We start from the raw sequence: 16116 nt of genomic DNA, 5'->3' as shown, positions 1-16116 counted from the left end.
GCTGCGGACCCCCAGGCTGCGGACCCCCAGGCTGCGGACCCCCAGGCTGCGGACCCCCAGGCTGCGGACCCCCAGGCTGCGGACCCCCAGGCCGACCCCGCCGGTGCGGACGGCCTGGGGGAGCCGGAGACGGCCGGCCCGCCGTCCGCCGAGGACGGCGGCGGGGCGACGCCGGCCGGCGGACGACGGCGGCGCGATCCGGTGGCGGCGGTCCTCATCGGCGTGCTCACCCTGTTGCTGGGCTTCGCCTTCGCGGTGCAGGTGCGCAGCACCGACACCGACGCCCAGCTGGCCGGCCTGCGCGAGGAGGACCTCGTGCGCATCCTCGACGACCTCTCAGCCCGGGAGGACCGGCTCCGCCAGGAGATCTACGACCAGCGGGCGGCGCTGTCCCAGCTGGGCAGCTCCGACAGCGCTGCGGCCGCTGCCCTCGCGGAGGCCGAGCAGCGGGCCGAGGCGCTGGGCATCCTCAACGGCACCGTCGCCGCCCGCGGTCCCGGGCTCGAGGTGGTCATCCGCGACCCCGCCGACCGGGTCACCGCCGGCGTCGTGCTGAACGCCGTCCAGGAGCTGCGCGGGGCGGGAGCGGAGACGATGCAGATCGACGACGTCCGGATCGGCGTGAGCAGCGCCATCACCGGCGAGCCGGGCGCCCTGGAGATCGACGGCGAGCCCGTCGAGGCCCCCTACGTCATCCGGGTCATCGGCTCGCCCCAGGACATGGCCACCGCCCTGAACATCCCCGGCGGGGTCTCCGCGACCGTCAACCAGCGCCGGGGTGAGGTGGTGATCACCCCCTCCCAGGACGTCGTCGTGGACGCGTTGCGGCCACTGGACACGCCTCAATACGCTGAGCCGGACGACGGGGACTGAGGAAGGACCTCGGTGCCCCCCAGACCTCGCTGGCGCTCGGCCCGGGCGACTGCACCGAGGCCGCGGCCACCACTGCAGCCACCGAACCGACCCCGATCTCTGGAGATGCCGCATGGCCACGCCCGATGACCGCCGCTACACCGCCCAGCACGAGTGGGCGCTGGTCCAGGGCACCGAGGGTGCCGCCGCGGTGGTCCGGGTGGGGATCACCGACCACGCCCAGGACGCCTTGGGGGACATCGTGTTCGTCCAGCTGCCCGAGGTCGGTGCGCAGGTCGCCCCCGGCAACGCGATCGGTGAGGTCGAGTCGACCAAGTCCGTCTCCGACGTCTACTCGCCGGTGGCCGGTGTCGTGTCGGCCGTGAACGATGCCCTGGCCGACGCCCCGGAGACGGTCAACAGCGACCCCTACGGCGCCGGCTGGCTGGTCGAGGTCCAGGTGACCGGGCAGGACGGCGACCCCACCGCGGCACTGCTGGACGCCGCGGCCTACGAGGCGATCGTCCAGACGTCCTGAGCCGACCGGCCAGGCGTCCCGAGCCGGTCGTCCGGGCGTCCTCAGCCGATCGGGACGGGGTCGGCGGACCTCCCGTCGCGGAACGGCCCCCCACCGTCCCGCCGGGGTGGTCGACGATCACTATCATCACTGCGACGGTCGGGCCGTGAGCTCCACGACGGCGTCCGACCCTCACCCTGTACGTGCGGTTGACCCTCGGGTCGGCCGCTGGTTCCATGACCCCCGGCCCGACCGTGATCCTGCGGCGGCCGACCTACGACGGGCCGACCGGTCCGTCGTCCGCCGGCCGACCGCGGCCCGTACCACCAGGCCCGCGGCGGTGCCGCCTGCACCGGAGGAGACCGACGTGCTCTGCACTCGATGTGGCCACCAGAACCCAGAGGGCAGCCGCTTCTGCGCGCAGTGCGGGGCCGCGCTGAGCCCCGAGCGGGTCGGCGAGTCGACCAGCATCATCCCGAAGGTCGGCGGTGAGGACTCCGGCGAGCAGGCCGAGGTCGCCGAGTCGACCGCGGACGCGCACGCCGGTGCCGTCGAGTCGCTGCCGGCCGGGTCCGCCCTGCTGGTGGTGAAGCGGGGCCCCAACGCGGGCAGCCGCTTCCTGCTCGACCAGGAGGTCACCACCGCCGGTCGGCACCCCGACAGCGACATCTTCCTCGACGACGTCACGGTCAGCCGCCGGCACGTAGAGTTCCACCGCGAGGGCGGCGGGTTCACCGTGCACGACGTGGGCAGCCTCAACGGCACCTACGTCAACCGCGAGCCGGTCGACGTGGCCTCGCTCGCCGGTGGCGACGAGGTCCAGATCGGCAAGTTCCGCCTGGTCTACCTGACCGGGCCGCGGACGGGCGAGCCGGCCGGCGCATGACCGCCGCGTCGGGCACCGAGGTGCGGGCCGAGAGCGGACGCCGGTCATGACGGCGGTGCCCCAGCCCAGCCCCAGCGCTGACCGGGACACCGCTGAGACCACGCCCCGGTTCACCATCGGTGAGGTGCTGTCCGCCCTGCGCGGCGACTTCCCGGACGTGACGATCAGCAAGATCCGTTACCTCGAGTCCGAGGAGCTGGTCCACCCGCAGCGGACGCCGTCGGGCTACCGGAAGTTCTCCGTGGCCGACGTCGACCGGCTGCGGTACGTGCTGGCCGCCCAGCGGGACCAGTACCTGCCATTGCGGGTCATCAAGGAGCACCTGGACGCCCTCGATCGTGGCGAGCGGCCCCCCGGCGGCCACCCCGCGGGCGGGGTGGCCGGCGGGCCGGTCCCGAGCGCGCCGCTGTCGGCAGCCGAGTTCGCCGAGGCCGCCGGCCTGTCGGCGGCCCAGCTCGCCGACTGCGTGCAGTTCGGGCTGCTCAACGCCGACTCGCAGGGCCGGCACCGGGTCACCGACCTGCCCGTGGGCCGGGCCGTGGCCGGGCTGGCCCGGCACGGCATCGAACCGCGGCACCTGCGGGTGTACCGGACGGCGGTGGAGCGGGAGGCCGCCCTGCTGGAGCAGCTGGTGGCCCCGGTCCTGCTGGCCCGCTCCGAGGAGGCGCGCACCCGGGCCGGTGAGCAGCTCCAGGAGCTGGCCGAGCTCTCCGCACAGCTGCACGGTGGGCTGTTGGAGACGCGGCTGCGCGACGTCCTCGGCGGCTGATCACTGGCGTACCGTTGCGGGGGTGCGGGCGCCCCGGCACACCGGTCGGCTGCCTCGCGGTGGGCGGTTCGGGAACCAGTGGGGCGGCCACGGGGAAGTCAGCGGAGGGGAGCCAGACGTGCAGGAGCTCAGAGTCGTCGGCGTCCGGGTGGAGCTGCCCGGCAACCAGCCCATCCTGCTGCTCAAGGAGACCCAGGGGGAGCGGTACCTGCCGATCTGGATCGGTGCGACCGAGGCCGCGGCGATCGCCTTCGAGCAGCAGGGCGTCCGGCCGGCCCGGCCGATGACGCACGACCTGCTGCGTGAGGTGGTCACGGCCCTGGGCGCCACCCTGGAGGCGGTGCACATCACCGAGATGCGCGACGGCATCTACCTCGCCGAGCTGCAGTTCGGCGACGAGCGCACGGTGAGCGCGCGGCCGTCCGACGCCGTCGCCCTCGCCGTCCGCACCGGCGCCCCCATCTACGGCGCCGAGGCCCTGCTCGACGAGGTCGGGATCGAGATCCCCGACGAGCAGGAGGACGAGGTGGAGAAGTTCCGCGAGTTCCTGGACAACATCAGCCCCGAGGACTTCGGCGCCGGTTCCGGCTCCAGCGGCAGCTGAGCCACCGGCGGTGCGCGGTACCGGGCCCACCCGCACGGGTGAGCGCAGCGACACGCCGCGCCCCTCGGTTGACCCTGTCCCGGCCCCGGCCTACGGTCAGCGAATCACGTGCGTGCAAGTCCCTGAGTCGCGCCCGTGACCGCTCCCGGCTTCAGTGCGGGAACGGCCCAGGTGCTGGGTGCCGGAGTCGAGGAGGCGCTGGAGTGAGCGGGCGCGCGATCGACGGCACGACCCCAGCAGCGCCGCGACCGCGGCAGACCAGTGCCAGCGAGGAGTGCCCGTGAGCGACCAGGACAACGGTTCACAGGGTCAGCTGTTCAGCGACGCAGCCGTGGGCGCTCCGTCCTACGACGAGGTCGACACCGACGTCGTCGGCTACCGCGGCCCCACGGCCTGCGCCGCCGCCGGCATCACCTACCGGCAGTTGGACTACTGGGCCCGCACCGGGCTGGTCGCGCCGTCGGTGCGGACCGCCACCGGGTCGGGCACGCAGCGGCTCTACTCCTTCCGCGACATCCTGGTGCTCAAGGTCGTGAAGCGGCTCCTGGACACCGGGGTCTCGCTGCAGAACATCCGCAAGGCCGTCGACCACCTGCGCACCCGCGGGGTCAAGGAGCTCTCGAACATCACGCTGCTCTCCGACGGCGCCACCGTGTACGAGTGCACCTCGGCCGAAGAGGTCGTCGACCTGCTCGCCGGTGGGCAGGGCGTCTTCGGGATCGCGGTCTCCGGTGCCCTCCGCGAGCTCTCCGGTGAGCTGGCGGAGCTGCCGGCCGAGCGGCTGGACGGCAGCGGGTCCGCCGCCGATGACGAGCTGTCCGCCCGCCGCCGTCGTCGCGCCGCCTCGGCCTAGGACGCCCCCGGCTCCTGGGTCGCCTCGAGGACCGGTGCGGTGACGACGCGCTGGTACCGTCCCAGCAGTGGCCGACCGGACTCCTGGTTCTGATCCCGCACCCCTGACCGGGTCGCTCCCCGCGCTCTCCGCGCTGTCGACGAGCGGGTCGTTCGCGGCCCGGCACATCGGCCCCCGCCCCGCGGACACCGCCGCGATGCTCGAGGTCGTCGGGCACTCCTCGCTGGCCTCGCTGGCCGACGCCTGCGTGCCCGAGGGGGTGCGCGACCGCACCCCGCTGGACCTCCCGCCGGCAGCCGACGAGGCGACCGTGCTGGCGCAGCTGCGCGAGCGGGCCTCGGCCAACGAGGTGTTCACCTCGATGATCGGGCTGGGTTACAGCGACACGATCACCCCGGCGGTCATCCAGCGGAACATCCTGGAGAACCCTGCCTGGTACACCGCCTACACGCCCTACCAGCCGGAGATCAGCCAGGGCCGGCTCGAGGCGCTGATCAACTTCCAGACGATGGTCGCCGACCTCACCGGGCTGCCGGTCGCCGGCGCGTCGATGCTGGACGAGGCGACCGCCGCCGCGGAGGGGATGACGCTGGTCCGCCGGGCCGGGCGGGCCAAGACGGACGCGGTCTTCGTCGTCGACGCCGACACCCTGCCGCAGACCCTCGCCGTGCTCCGCACCCGCGCCGAGCCGCTCGGCATCGGCCTGCACGTCGCCGACCTCTCCGCCGGCTGGCCCATCGACCTCCCCGAGGCGGGCGCCTTCGGCGTGCTGCTGGCCCACCCGGGCGCCAGCGGTGCCGTGCGGGACCACCGGGCGCTGGCCGCGGCCGCGCACGAGGCCGGGGCCGCCGTCGTGGTCGCCGCCGACCTGCTCGCCCTGACCCTGCTGGAGGCGCCGGGGGAGTGGGGCGCCGACGTCGTCTGCGGGACCACCCAGCGCTTCGGCGTCCCGATGGGCTACGGCGGCCCGCACGCCGGCTACCTCGCGGTGCGCGAGGGCTTGGCCCGCCAGCTCCCGGGCCGGCTCGTGGGGGTCTCGGTCGACGCCGACGGCGACGTGGCCTACCGGCTGGCGCTGCAGACCCGGGAGCAGCACATCCGCCGGGAGAAGGCGACCAGCAACATCTGCACCGCTCAGGTGCTGCTGGCGGTCATGGCCGGCGCCTACGCGGTCTACCACGGGCCCGAGGGGCTCACCGCGATCGCCGCCCGGGTGCACCGCAGCGCCCAGCTGCTGGCCGGCTGGCTGCGCGCCGGTGGGCTCACCGTCGTGCACGAGCACTTCTTCGACACCGTGACCGTCGCCGTCCCCGGCCGGGCGGCCGACGTGGTGGCCGCTGCAGCCGCGCGCCGGGTGAACCTGCGGCTGGTCGACGCCGACACCGTGGCGGTCGCCTGTGACGAGACGACGACGCCGGCCGTCCTCCGGCTGGTCGCCGAGGCCTTCGGCGTCGGTACGGACGACACCGACCTGGACGCTGCGGGTGCCGACGCACTCCCGGCGGAGCTGCGCCGGCGCACCCCGTTCCTCACCCACCCGGTCTTCTCCGAGCACCGCTCGGAGACGGCGATGCTGCGCTACCTGCGTCGGCTGTCGGACAAGGACCTGGCGCTGGACCGCACGATGATCCCGCTGGGCTCGTGCACGATGAAGCTCAACGCCGCCACCGAGATGGCCGCGATCACCTGGCCGGAGTTCGCCGGCCTGCACCCCTTCGCGCCGCCTCAGCAGGCCCGCGGGTACGGCCGGTTGATCCAGGAGCTGTGCGACGGGCTGGCCGAGATCACCGGGTACGCCGCGGTCAGCGTGCAGCCCAACGCCGGGTCGCAGGGCGAGTTCGCCGGCCTGATGGCGATCCGCGCGTACCACCACAGTCGCGGCGACGTGGAGCGCGACGTCTGCCTCATCCCGTCCTCGGCGCACGGCACCAACGCCGCCAGTGCGGTGATGGCCGGCATGCGGGTGGTCGTGGTGGCCTGCGACGAGGCCGGCAACGTCGACCTCGCGGACCTGCGCGCGAAGGTCGACGCCCACGCCGACCGGCTCGCCGCGATCATGATCACCTACCCCTCGACCCACGGGGTCTTCGAGGTGGAGGTGCAGGAGATCTGCGCGGCGGTGCACGACGCCGGCGGCCAGGTCTACGTCGACGGCGCGAACCTCAACGCCCTGGTCGGGCTGGCGAAGCCCGGACGGTTCGGTTCCGACGTCAGCCACCTCAACCTGCACAAGACCTTCTGCATCCCGCACGGTGGCGGCGGGCCGGGTGTGGGCCCGATCGGCGTCCGGGAGCACCTGGTGCCCTTCCTGCCCGGCCACCCCCTGGTGGAGACCGGCGGCACCGGCGCACCGGTGTCCGGTGCCCCGTGGGGCTCCGCGGGCATCCTGCCGATCTCCTGGGCCTACCTGCGGCTGATGGGCACCGACGGGCTGCTCCGGGCCACCGAGCAGGCGATCCTGGCGGCCAACTACGTCGCCGAGCGGCTGCGGCCGCACTACCCGGTGCTCTACACCGGCGCCACCGGCCTCGTGGCGCACGAGTGCATCCTGGACATCCGGCCGCTCACCAAGGCCACCGGCGTGACCAACGACGACATCGCCAAGCGACTGATCGACCTGGGCTTCCACGCACCGACGATGAGCTTCCCGGTGGCCGGCACGCTCATGGTCGAGCCGACCGAGAGCGAGGACAAGGCCGAGCTGGACCGGTTCGTCGAGGCGATGGTGCACATCCGCGGGGAGATCGAGAAGGTCGCCACCGGCGAGTACGACCGGACGGACAACCCGCTGCGCAACGCCCCGCACACGCTGAAGATGCTGGCGGGGGAGTGGGGCCGGCCCTACTCCCGCGAGGTGGCCGTGTACCCCGTGCCGGGGCTGGTCGGGCGCGGCTACCTGGCGCCGGTACGGCGCATCGACGGTGCCTACGGCGACCGGAACCTGGTCTGCTCCTGCCCGTCGCCGGAGGCGTTCGAGGAGCCGGCCGTGCCGCACGCGCCGGTCGCGACCGAGCCCGGTCGCGCCGAGGGCGCCCCCGACGACCTGGGGACGACGAAGGACGTGGTGGGCGCCCGGTCCTGACACGCCGGGCAGGGGTCGACGGCGCGGCGCGGAGGGTGCACCATCCCCCCATGGGGACCCAGGTGCGTCGCTCGTCGGTCGGTGTGGTAATGCTCGTCGGCGCGGCCGTGCTGAGCTCCTGCGCGAGCCAGTCCGGTGCCGGCGGTCCGACCGCGGTGAGCGAGGCGGCGGCCACCGGCAGCGTCGACCCGGCGGTCGAGGAGGCCGCGGCGGAGGACCTGGCCGGTGCGCTGCTGCCGGAGTCCGCGTTCGGCCCCGACGCCACGGTCCACCAGCTCCCGTCGGAGTGGGTCGGCCCCTGGTCGGGGTGGTGGGCGGGGGACGAGTCGTGGGGTGACCACCACGGCGGCTGGGCGGGGCACCGCGGGTGGGGCGACCACCGCGGGTGGGGTGGCCACCACTGGTGGACCGACGTGGACGGCACCGACACGGACGGCACCGAGGACGCCGGCACCGACGAGGACGGCACGGTCGCGGAGCCGTCGGTCGAACCGGCCGCCTGCGCGGACGCGCTGGCCGCCCTGCCGACGCACGAGGACGAGGAGATGCCGGCGGTCGCGGCCCAGGTGGCCGCCACCGATCAGCTGCGCACGTTCCAGGTGGTCGCCGAGGGGCCGGCCGTCGAGGGGCTGGAGCTGCCGGTCGACCAGCTCGTGCAGGCGTGCGCCGACGCGACCGTCGATGCGCCCTGGGGCATGGAGGTCGGCTTCGGGGTGTCGGCGCTGGACGTGCCGGACCGCGGGGACTCCGCCGCCGGGCTGGCGGTCACGATGACCCACCCGGCCGGCACCGTCTCGATGCTGGTCGGCGTCATCACCGACGGCCCGCGGGCGGTGATGCTGTCCCAGACCGGCACCGACGACGCCGCGCTGGACCAGGCGGCGTTCGCCACCCTGCTGACCCAGGCCGCCGACGCAGCGGGCCTCGACTGAGGGAGCCGCCCGGCCCGCGTCACGTGTCCGTCGCGTGACCGCGATGTCGACGACCGCCCCGGCGCCGGGGCAGCACGACCGGCCCGTCGGGGCGCAGCCCGCCGTCGCCGTCGAACACCACCACGCCGCGCACTGCAGCGTCGACCCCCGCTCGGAACGGCGGCTGACCGGCACCGCCAGCACGCGGTCGTCCGCGGTGGCCACCTCCTGCCGGCGCGCGGTGGGTCAGAGCTTGCGCAGCAGCACCCGGCGGACGGAGTGGTCGGCGGCCTTCTGCAGCACCAGGCGCGCGCGGGACCGGGTGGGGGCGATGTTGAGCCGCAGGTTCGGCTCGTTGACCGCCTCCCAGATGCCGCGGGCCGTCGACGTGGCCTGCTCGTCCGTGAGGTCGGCGAAGCGGTGGAAGTACGCCCCGGAGTCCTGGAACGCCGTGCGGCGCAGGGCGAGGAACCGCTCCACGTACCACTGGGAGATGTCGTGCTCGGTGGCGTCGACGTAGACGGAGAAGTCGAAGAAGTCCGAGAGGAAGACCTCCGGCACCCGGCCGTCGTTCCGGGCGCCGGCCTGCAGCACGTTGAGCCCCTCCAGCACCAGCACGTCGGGGGAGTCGACGACCTGGCGCTCGTCGGGCAGCACGTCGTAGGACTGGTGGGAGTACAGCGGGGCGCTGACCGCCGGCTTGCCGGACTTCACGTCGGCCAGGAAACGCAGCAGAGCCCGCCGGTCGTAGCTCTCCGGGAAGCCCTTGCGACCCAGCAGGCCCCGGGACTCCAGGACCGCATTGGGCAGCAGGAAGCCGTCGGTGGTGACCAGGTCGACCCGCGGGGTGTCGGGGGCGGCGGCGAGCAGCGCCTGCAGCAGCCGGGCGGTGGTGCTCTTGCCGACGGCGACGCTGCCGGCCACGGCGATGACGAAGGGCACCTTCTCGGTGCGGGCGCCGAGGAACTGGGTCTGGGCGGCCCACAGCCGCCGGCTGGCGGTGACGTGCAGGTGCAGCAACCGGGCCAGCGGCAGGTACACGGTGGACACCTCGTCCAGGTCGATCCGGTCGCCCAGGGTGGCCAGCTGCCGGACGTCGGCGTCGTCCAGCGGCAGCTCACCGCCCGCGGCCAACGCCCGCCAGGACTGGCGGTCGAACGCGGTGAAGGGCGAGACCTGCGCTCGCTGACCGGCCGTCACGGCGCCCATGGTGCCGTCTGCCCGCCGCGCGCCCCCAGGGCGGGTGGGTCACGGGCGGCTGCCGGAGCGCCCGACCCCCGCCGGCCGTTAGGGTCCGGGGGTGTCGTCGCCCGGGCTGCTCGACCGGATCGAGCGCTACTTCGCCCTTGCCCCGCTGGCCGATGCCCGGGTGCACTCCATCGGTGCGCTTCAGGTGCCCATCGGCCGGGCGGAGTGGCCCTACCCGGCCCGGCCGCGGCCGGGGTTCGTGGGGGACGTCGCGCTGGACGACGTCCGGGCCGCGATCGCGTTGCAGGAGCAGGCCGGGCTGCCGGCGGCGCTGGAGTGGCTGGACGACCGCTGCCACGGCCTGGCCACCGTTGCGCGGACGGCCGGGCTGGTGGTCGACGAGCTGCCGCTGCTGGTCGCCGACGACCCGCTCGCGGTCCTGCTCCCCAGCGAGGTGCGGCTGTACCTGGTGGGCGCCGACGACCCCCAGCTGGGCCTGTACCAGCGGCTGGCCGCTCTGGCGTTCGCCTCGCCCGGTCCGGCACCCGCCGACCAGGGGTCACACAGCGGCCCGGAGGTGGCCCAGGACGACCCCGGTCCCGCCGAGGTGCCGCCGACCGAGGTGCTGCGCGACCGGGTGGCCTCGGGCTCGACGGTGATGATGGTGGCCGTCGACGACGGCGAGCCGGTCGCGATCGGGTCGCACCAGCCGCTGCAGGTCGACGGCATCGAGATCAGCGAGGTCGTGGGCGTCGCCACGCTGCCCCGGTTCCGCGGGCGCGGCCTGGGAGCCGGGCTCACCTCGGCCCTGGTCGAGCACGCCCGGCAGACCGCCGACCTGGTGTTCCTCTCCGCGGGCGACGACGACGTCGCCCGGGTCTACGAGCGCGCCGGCTTCGCCCGGGTGGCCACCAGCTGCGTCGCCGAGCGTCCGCCCGGCTGACGGACCGGACGGCCCTCCGGCTGCGTCGCCGAGCGGCCGTCCGGCCGAGGCGAGCGGGGACCCGCCGCCTCCGCCGGACGACAGGTCACTGCACCTCGTACGTCGCGACGAGCGTGGCCCGGGCGAGGGTGTGGCTGAACAGGTTGAAGCCGAGGTAGGCGGGGGTCGCCTCGGCCGGCACGCCCAGGTCGTCGGTGTCCAGGGCGTGGACCACGACGAAGTAGCGGTGCGGGCCGTGCCCGGCCGGCGGTGCCGCACCGACGTAGCCGGCGAACCCCGCGTCGTTGCGCAGCTGCACCGCGCCGGCAGGCAGCCCGCCGTCGGCGGCGCCGGTGGGCAGCTCCGTCACCGAGGCCGGCAGGCCGGTGACCGCCCAGTGCCAGAAGCCGCTGGCCGTCGGGGCGTCGGGGTCGTAGACGGTGACCGCGAAGCCGCGGGTCCCGTCCGGGAACCCGGACCAGCTGAGCTGCGGTGAGCGGTCCTCGCCCCCCGGGAGGCCCATCTTGCCGCTCACCTGCGGCTGGGGCATCGGCTCGCCGTCGGTGAGGTCGGCGCTGGTGACCTGGAACGCAGGGACGGGGGGCAGGGAGTCGTAGGGGTCGGGCGCAGGGGGTCGAGCGGCCATGCGGGTCTCCTCGGGTCGTGGGGCCTCGGCTGTGGCGCCGGGGCGGCGTGCCCGCCGCCGACCCTAGGCAGCCGCGCGCACGGGCGCCTGGTCACGTGGCCGTCGGACGCCACATCCAGTTGACCGTTATCCCCAACACCGGCGCCCGACCGACCACCCGCGTGGTCACCGACCGCATCCTGCGGGTGCGGATCAGCAAGGGGAGGGGGTCCCGAGAGGTCCCGGCGGTCGTCTCGCCGTAGCGTGTCGGGCGTGCTGGGACTCCCCGAAGACATCCGGGCCTGCCTGTTCGACCTCGACGGGGTCCTGACGCAGACGGCCAAGGTGCACCAGGCTGCCTGGAAACGCACCTTCGACGAGTTCCTGCGGAACCGGGACCCCGGGGCCGCCGAGTTCAGCCTCGCCGACTACAACGAGTTCGTCGACGGCAAGCCGCGCAAGGACGGCGTCCGGGACTTCCTGGCCAGCCGGGGGATCGCCCTGGACGAGGGCAGCGACGACGACCTCGCCGACGCGCTCACCGTCGCCGGCGTCGCGACCCGGAAGAACGAGCTGATCCTGGCCGAGCTGGAGGAGCACGGCGTGCAGGTCTACGAGGGCTCGATGCGGTACCTGCGGGCGGCGCGGGACGCCGGCCTGGCCACCGCCGTCGTCACGGCGTCCGCGAACGGGGAGCACGTGGTCGCCGTCGCCGGTTTCGCCGACCTGATCGACGCCCGGATCGACGGGGTGGTCGCCGCCGCCCAGGGGCTCCGCGGCAAGCCGGCCCCGGACACCTTCCTGGCCGGTGCGCGGGCCCTCGGCGTCGAGCCGGGGCAGGCCGCCGTGTTCGAGGACGCGCTGTCCGGGGTCGCCGCCGGACGGGCCGGTGACTTCGGCTACGTCGTGGGGGTCGACCGGGTGGGGCAGGCCGACGGGCTCCGCGGGCGCGGAGCGGACGTCGTCGTCACCGACCTGGACCAGCTGCTGGAGGAGACCCCGTGACCCAGGGTCGCGCGCACTTCCTGGTCGAGCCCTGGTCGCTGACCGAGGTCGGCGTCGACCTGGCCTCCCTGGCGGTCAACGAGTCGGTGTTCGCCCTGGCCAACGGGCACATCGGGATGCGCGGAACCCTCGACGAGGGGGAGCCGGTCGTCGTCCCCGGCACCTACCTGAACGGCTTCTTCGAGGAGCGGCCGATGCCCTACGCGGAGGCCGGGTACGGCTTCCCGGAGCAGGGCCAGACCGTGGTCAACGTGACCGACGGCAAGCTGATCCGGCTGCTGGTCGGCGACACCCCGCTGGACCTGCAGTACGGCGACGTCATCGACCACCGCCGCACCCTCGACCTGCGCAACGGCGTGCTGCGCCGCGCCACCGAGTGGCGGGGGCCCAGCGGGCGTCAGGTCCGGGTCACCAGCACCCGGCTGGTCTCGCTGACCCGGCGGTCGATCGCCGCGATCGAGTACACCGTCGAGTGCACCGACGACCAGGGCGACCTCTACATCGCGCTGCAGTCGGACCTGCTGGCCAACGAGTTCGTGATCACGACACAGTCCGACGACCCGCGCGCGGCCTCGGCGATGACCCGGCCGCTGCAGTCGGAGCTGCACGTCGGCCGCGGCCGGCACGCCGTCCTGGTGCACCAGACCCCCGGCAGCCGGCTGCGGATGGCCGCCGGGATGGACCACGAGGTCGACATCCCGGACTCGGCCACCGAGGACCTGGAGGTCTCCCCGGACCTGGCCCGCTACACGCTGGCCGCCCGGCTGCCGGCCGGCTCGAAGCTGCGGCTGGTGAAGTACCTGGCCTACGGCTGGTCCAGCCGACGCTCCTCGGCCGCCGTCCGGGACCAGGTGGAGGGGGCGCTGGCCACCGCGAAGCTCGCCGGCTGGAACCGGCTGGTCCGGGAGCAGCGCGAGCTGCTGGACCGGCACTGGGACGAGGCCGACGTCGAGGTCGAGGGCGACGACGAGCTGCAGCAGGCCGTGCGGGTCGGCATGTTCCACGTCCTGCAGGCCGGCCTGCGCGCCGAGCGGCAGCCGATCCCGGCCAAGGGCCTGACCGGTGACGGGTACGACGGCCACACGTTCTGGGACACCGAGACCTACGTGCTGCCGGTGCTCACCTACACCGCTCCCGCAGCCGTGCGCGACGCGCTGATGTGGCGGCACTCGACGCTGGACCTGGCCCGCGAGCGGGCCCGGGTGCTGGGTCACGCCGGTGCGGCGTTCCCGTGGCGGACCATCCGCGGGGAGGAGACGTCGGGCTACTGGCCGGCCGGGACGGCGGCCTTCCACATCAACGCCGACATCGCCGACGCCGTCGCCCGCTACACCGCCGCCACCCTGGACGACGAATTCGACCGCGACCACGGCACCGAGCTGCTCGTCGAGACGGCCCGGCTCTGGGCCTCGCTCGGCCACTTCGACGACGGCCGGGGCTTCCGAATCGACGGCGTCACGGGGCCCGACGAGTACACCGCCGTGGTGGACAACAACGTCTACACGAACCTGATGGCGCAGCGGAACCTGCGCGAGGCGGTCGCCGCCGCCCGCCGCCAGCCCGACACCGCGGCGCGGCTCCAGGTGGGCGAGGACGAGCTGGAGCTGTGGTCCTCCGCCGCGGACGCCATGCGGGTGCCGTTCAACGCCGACCTCGGGGTGCACGAGCAGTCGGAGGGGTTCACCCACCACGAGGAGTGGGACTTCGAGGGCACCCGGCCCGACCAGTACCCGCTGCTGCTGCACTTCCCCTACTTCGACATCTACCGCAAGCAGGTCATCAAGCAGGCCGACCTGGTGATGGCCCTGCACCTGCGAGGGGACGCCTTCACCCTCGAGGAGAAGATCGCCGACTTCGCCTACTACGAGGCCCGGACGGTGCGTGACTCCTCTCTGTCGGCGTCGGTGCAGGCGGTGATGGCCGCCGAGACCGGGCACCTGGACCTCGCGCACGACTACTGGGCCGAGGCCGCGCTGACCGACCTGCAGAACCTGCACGGCAACAGCGGGCACGGGCTCCACATCGCCTCGCTGGCCGGCGGCTGGACGGTCGCGGTCGCCGGCTTCGGCGGGATGCGCGACCACGGTGGCCGGCTGACCTTCGCCCCGCGGCTGCCCGGCCGGATCCGCCGGCTGCGCTTCCGGGTGGTGTTCCAGGGGAAGTGCCTGTCGGTCACGGTGACCCAGGAGAAGGCCAGCTACCGGCTGGTCTACGGCGAGGGGGCGTTGGAGACCGCGCACCACGGGAAGCCGATCGTGGTCACCGGCGAGACGGTGGAGTGGGAGATCCCGCCCGCTCCGGAGGTGGAGCCGGTGCGCCAGCCGCCGCACGCCGCCCCTCGCCGCCGCAACCGCCCCACCAGCGACTGAGGGAGGACCCCGCCACCACCGAGATGGCCCTTCTGGTGGTGAGGGGGTCAGAGGGGGGCGGTGTCGCGGAGGAGCCACCAGCCGCCGAGGAGCAGGGCGCCACCGTCGACGAGCAGGAAGGCGGCGACCCACACGATCCCCGGCAGCCCGGTGAGCCGGGCCAGTTGGTCGGCGTCGGAGTCCCGGGCCGTGCCCGAGCGGCGCTTGGCCTGGAGCTCCAGGACGGTCTTCGGCGCCGCCAGCAGCAGGAACCAGGTGATGCCGGCCGCGAACGCCGACTGGCCCGCCGCGGGCAGCCACCAGGTGGCGGCGAAGACCAGGGTGCCGGTGACGAGCACCGACCAGAGGCCGTACCAGTTGCGGATCTGCACCAGCAGCAGAGCCAGCAACAGGAGCAGGGCCCACAGCAGGCCGATCGCGAACCCGGCGGCCAGCAGCGCCGCCGCGCCCAGCCCGAACAGGGCCGGGCCGGTGTAGCCCGCGGCCGCGGTCAGCACCATGCCGGGGCCGCTGGGCCGGCCGGCCGACACCGTGACGCCGGAGGTGTCGGAGTGCAGGCGGATGCCGGCCAGCCGCCGGCCGGTGACCAGGGCGGCCAGGCCGTGCGCCCCCTCGTGCGCGATCGTCACCGAGTGCCGGGCCCGCTGCCACAGAGTGGGGGAGAGGACCAGGGCAGCGGCGAGCGCCGCGGTCAGGACGAGCAGCCAGAGCGGCAGCGGGGGAGAGGTCGCGGAGACCTGTTCCCAGAGCGAGCTGACGACGTCCACCCGGGCATCGTCGCCAGTGGACCTGTGCACGAGGTCAGCGCCACGCCGCCGGACGCCGGTGACAGACCCGACATCCCCGCGACATCCGCGCCGGGGATGCTGGGGCCATGGAGAGCACTGTGCCGGTGCCGGCGCTCGCGGAGACCCCGCAGCTGCCGGTGACCGTCTCCTTCACCCGGCGGGCCGACCCGGCCCACGCGGTGGAGATGACCGCCTGGATCCGGGCGGGACTGACGATGGCCGAGGCCTTCCCCGGGTTCCTCGGCGGTGGCTGGGTCCGCCCCCGCCACGACGCCCACGAGTGGCACATGCTGTGCCGCTTCGACTCACCGGCGACGATGACGGCCTGGGAGGCCAGTCCGAGAGCGACGCTGGTGGCTCGGGTCGGCCCAGGGGCTGGCCGAGGTCACCCGCACCGAGCGGCGCACCGGCATCGAGGGCTGGTTCGACGCACCGCTGGACGCCGCGACGGAGCTGCCCGCGCCCACCGCACCTCCGCGGTGGAAGCAGGCGGTCACCATCTGGCTGGTCTTCTTCCCGCTCAACCTGCTGGCCACGGTCACCCTGGGCGCCCTGCTGACCGAGGCCCACGTCGTCCTGCGGGTGGCGGTGATGACGCTGACCCTCACCCCGCTGATGACCTACCTGCTGCTGCCCTGGATGACCCGGCGGTTGGGCTGGTGGCTCCGGAAGGACCCCGTCCCCCTCACCTCTCGCAAGCTCGGGGCGACCCTCCGGACGGGGCCGAACCGGCGCGACCGCTGAC

The 16116-nt window shown here is 74.2% G+C and carries 15 protein-coding genes and 1 pseudogene; 13 read left to right on the top strand and 3 right to left on the bottom strand.

Annotated features, from left to right (window positions below; genetic code table 11):
* The 8 genes from O2W18_RS11360 to O2W18_RS11325 form a co-directional block, all read left to right on the top strand.
* Nucleotides 1-873: DUF881 domain-containing protein (locus O2W18_RS11360; protein WP_331254070.1), on the top strand; the 873-nt coding region annotated here is incomplete at its 5' end.
* A 112-nt stretch (nucleotides 874-985) separates the two neighbouring features.
* Complete coding sequence (gene gcvH, locus O2W18_RS11355) at nucleotides 986-1390, top strand: glycine cleavage system protein GcvH (protein ID WP_269187626.1); 405 nt, start codon at nucleotides 986-988, stop codon at nucleotides 1388-1390.
* Nucleotides 1391-1709: 319 nt separating this feature from the next.
* Nucleotides 1710-2255, top strand: coding sequence for an oxoglutarate dehydrogenase inhibitor Odhl (odhI, locus tag O2W18_RS11350; RefSeq protein WP_164702279.1), 546 nt, complete (start codon nucleotides 1710-1712; stop codon nucleotides 2253-2255).
* Nucleotides 2256-2301: 46 nt separating this feature from the next.
* Nucleotides 2302-3024 (top strand): transcriptional regulator FtsR, encoded by a 723-nt coding sequence (gene ftsR, locus O2W18_RS11345; protein WP_269187625.1) that lies wholly within the window; start codon nucleotides 2302-2304, stop codon nucleotides 3022-3024.
* A gap of 118 nt (nucleotides 3025-3142) precedes the next feature.
* Nucleotides 3143-3628, top strand: coding sequence for a bifunctional nuclease family protein (locus O2W18_RS11340; RefSeq protein WP_269172729.1), 486 nt, complete (start codon nucleotides 3143-3145; stop codon nucleotides 3626-3628).
* 280 nt (nucleotides 3629-3908) lie between these two features.
* Nucleotides 3909-4481 carry a MerR family transcriptional regulator gene (locus O2W18_RS11335; RefSeq protein ID WP_442928904.1) on the top strand — a complete coding sequence of 191 codons (573 nt, stop codon included), beginning with the start codon at nucleotides 3909-3911 and terminating at the stop codon, nucleotides 4479-4481.
* Between the two features lie 67 nt (nucleotides 4482-4548).
* Nucleotides 4549-7563, top strand: a complete 3015-nt coding sequence (gene gcvP / locus O2W18_RS11330) for an aminomethyl-transferring glycine dehydrogenase (RefSeq protein ID WP_269187624.1) — start codon at nucleotides 4549-4551, stop codon at nucleotides 7561-7563.
* A 50-nt stretch (nucleotides 7564-7613) separates the two neighbouring features.
* The gene (locus O2W18_RS11325; protein WP_269187623.1) at nucleotides 7614-8495 is read left to right on the top strand and encodes a hypothetical protein; all 882 of its coding nucleotides are present in this window, start codon (nucleotides 7614-7616) and stop codon (nucleotides 8493-8495) included.
* 225 nt (nucleotides 8496-8720) lie between these two features.
* Here the strand turns inward: O2W18_RS11325 and coaA are convergent, their stop codons facing one another.
* Nucleotides 8721-9683, bottom strand: a complete 963-nt coding sequence (gene coaA, locus O2W18_RS11320) for a type I pantothenate kinase (RefSeq protein WP_269187622.1) — start codon at nucleotides 9681-9683, stop codon at nucleotides 8721-8723.
* A 91-nt stretch (nucleotides 9684-9774) separates the two neighbouring features.
* Here coaA and O2W18_RS11315 point away from each other — a divergent pair, with 91 nt between their 5' ends.
* The gene (locus O2W18_RS11315; RefSeq protein WP_269187621.1) at nucleotides 9775-10605 is read left to right on the top strand and encodes a GNAT family N-acetyltransferase; all 831 of its coding nucleotides are present in this window, start codon (nucleotides 9775-9777) and stop codon (nucleotides 10603-10605) included.
* 85 nt (nucleotides 10606-10690) lie between these two features.
* Here O2W18_RS11315 and O2W18_RS11310 read toward each other — a convergent pair whose 3' ends face one another.
* Nucleotides 10691-11230 (bottom strand): YbhB/YbcL family Raf kinase inhibitor-like protein, encoded by a 540-nt coding sequence (locus O2W18_RS11310; RefSeq protein WP_269187620.1) that lies wholly within the window; start codon nucleotides 11228-11230, stop codon nucleotides 10691-10693.
* Between the two features lie 252 nt (nucleotides 11231-11482).
* Between O2W18_RS11310 and O2W18_RS11305 the strand changes: the two genes are divergently transcribed.
* On the top strand, nucleotides 11483-12214 hold the full coding sequence (locus tag O2W18_RS11305) for an HAD family hydrolase (protein WP_269187619.1): 732 nt from the start codon (nucleotides 11483-11485) through the stop codon (nucleotides 12212-12214).
* Nucleotides 12211-14583: a glycoside hydrolase family 65 protein gene (locus O2W18_RS11300; protein WP_269187618.1), complete on the top strand. Its 2373-nt coding sequence runs from the start codon at nucleotides 12211-12213 to the stop codon at nucleotides 14581-14583. The genes O2W18_RS11305 and O2W18_RS11300 overlap by 4 nt, the downstream gene beginning before the upstream one ends.
* Nucleotides 14584-14630: 47 nt before the next feature.
* Here the strand turns inward: O2W18_RS11300 and O2W18_RS11295 are convergent, their stop codons facing one another.
* The gene (locus O2W18_RS11295) at nucleotides 14631-15350 is read right to left on the bottom strand and encodes a M50 family metallopeptidase (protein WP_269187617.1); all 720 of its coding nucleotides are present in this window, start codon (nucleotides 15348-15350) and stop codon (nucleotides 14631-14633) included.
* 107 nt (nucleotides 15351-15457) lie between these two features.
* On the opposite strand from O2W18_RS11295, the pseudogene O2W18_RS21740 reads away from it, so the two are divergent.
* Together O2W18_RS21740 and O2W18_RS11290 are read left to right on the top strand one after the other, a co-directional pair.
* A pseudogene (locus tag O2W18_RS21740) lies at nucleotides 15458-15655 on the top strand (antibiotic biosynthesis monooxygenase); the annotation flags it as partial.
* Between the two features lie 307 nt (nucleotides 15656-15962).
* Entirely contained in the window at nucleotides 15963-16115 is a 153-nt protein-coding gene (locus O2W18_RS11290; protein ID WP_269187616.1) for a hypothetical protein, read from the top strand.
* Nucleotide 16116 lies beyond the last annotated feature (1 nt).

Origin of the sequence: Modestobacter sp. VKM Ac-2983, from assembly GCF_026967885.1 — a bacterium.
In the GTDB taxonomy this organism is placed as follows: domain Bacteria; phylum Actinomycetota; class Actinomycetes; order Mycobacteriales; family Geodermatophilaceae; genus Modestobacter.
The sequence above is the reverse complement of the archived record's forward strand: the minus strand, read 5'-3'. Positions and strand labels throughout refer to the sequence as shown.

Coding starts and splice junctions, on each gene's coding strand:
- gcvH (WP_269187626.1), top strand. CDS start 986: ATGGCCACGCCCGATGACCGCCGCTACACCGCCCAGCACGAGTGGGCG.
- ftsR (WP_269187625.1), top strand. CDS start 2,302: ATGACGGCGGTGCCCCAGCCCAGCCCCAGCGCTGACCGGGACACCGCT.
- O2W18_RS11325 (WP_269187623.1), top strand. CDS start 7,614: ATGGGGACCCAGGTGCGTCGCTCGTCGGTCGGTGTGGTAATGCTCGTC.
- coaA (WP_269187622.1), bottom strand. CDS start 9,683: ATGGGCGCCGTGACGGCCGGTCAGCGAGCGCAGGTCTCGCCCTTCACC.
- O2W18_RS11310 (WP_269187620.1), bottom strand. CDS start 11,230: ATGGCCGCTCGACCCCCTGCGCCCGACCCCTACGACTCCCTGCCCCCC.
- O2W18_RS11290 (WP_269187616.1), top strand. CDS start 15,963: ATGACGCTGACCCTCACCCCGCTGATGACCTACCTGCTGCTGCCCTGG.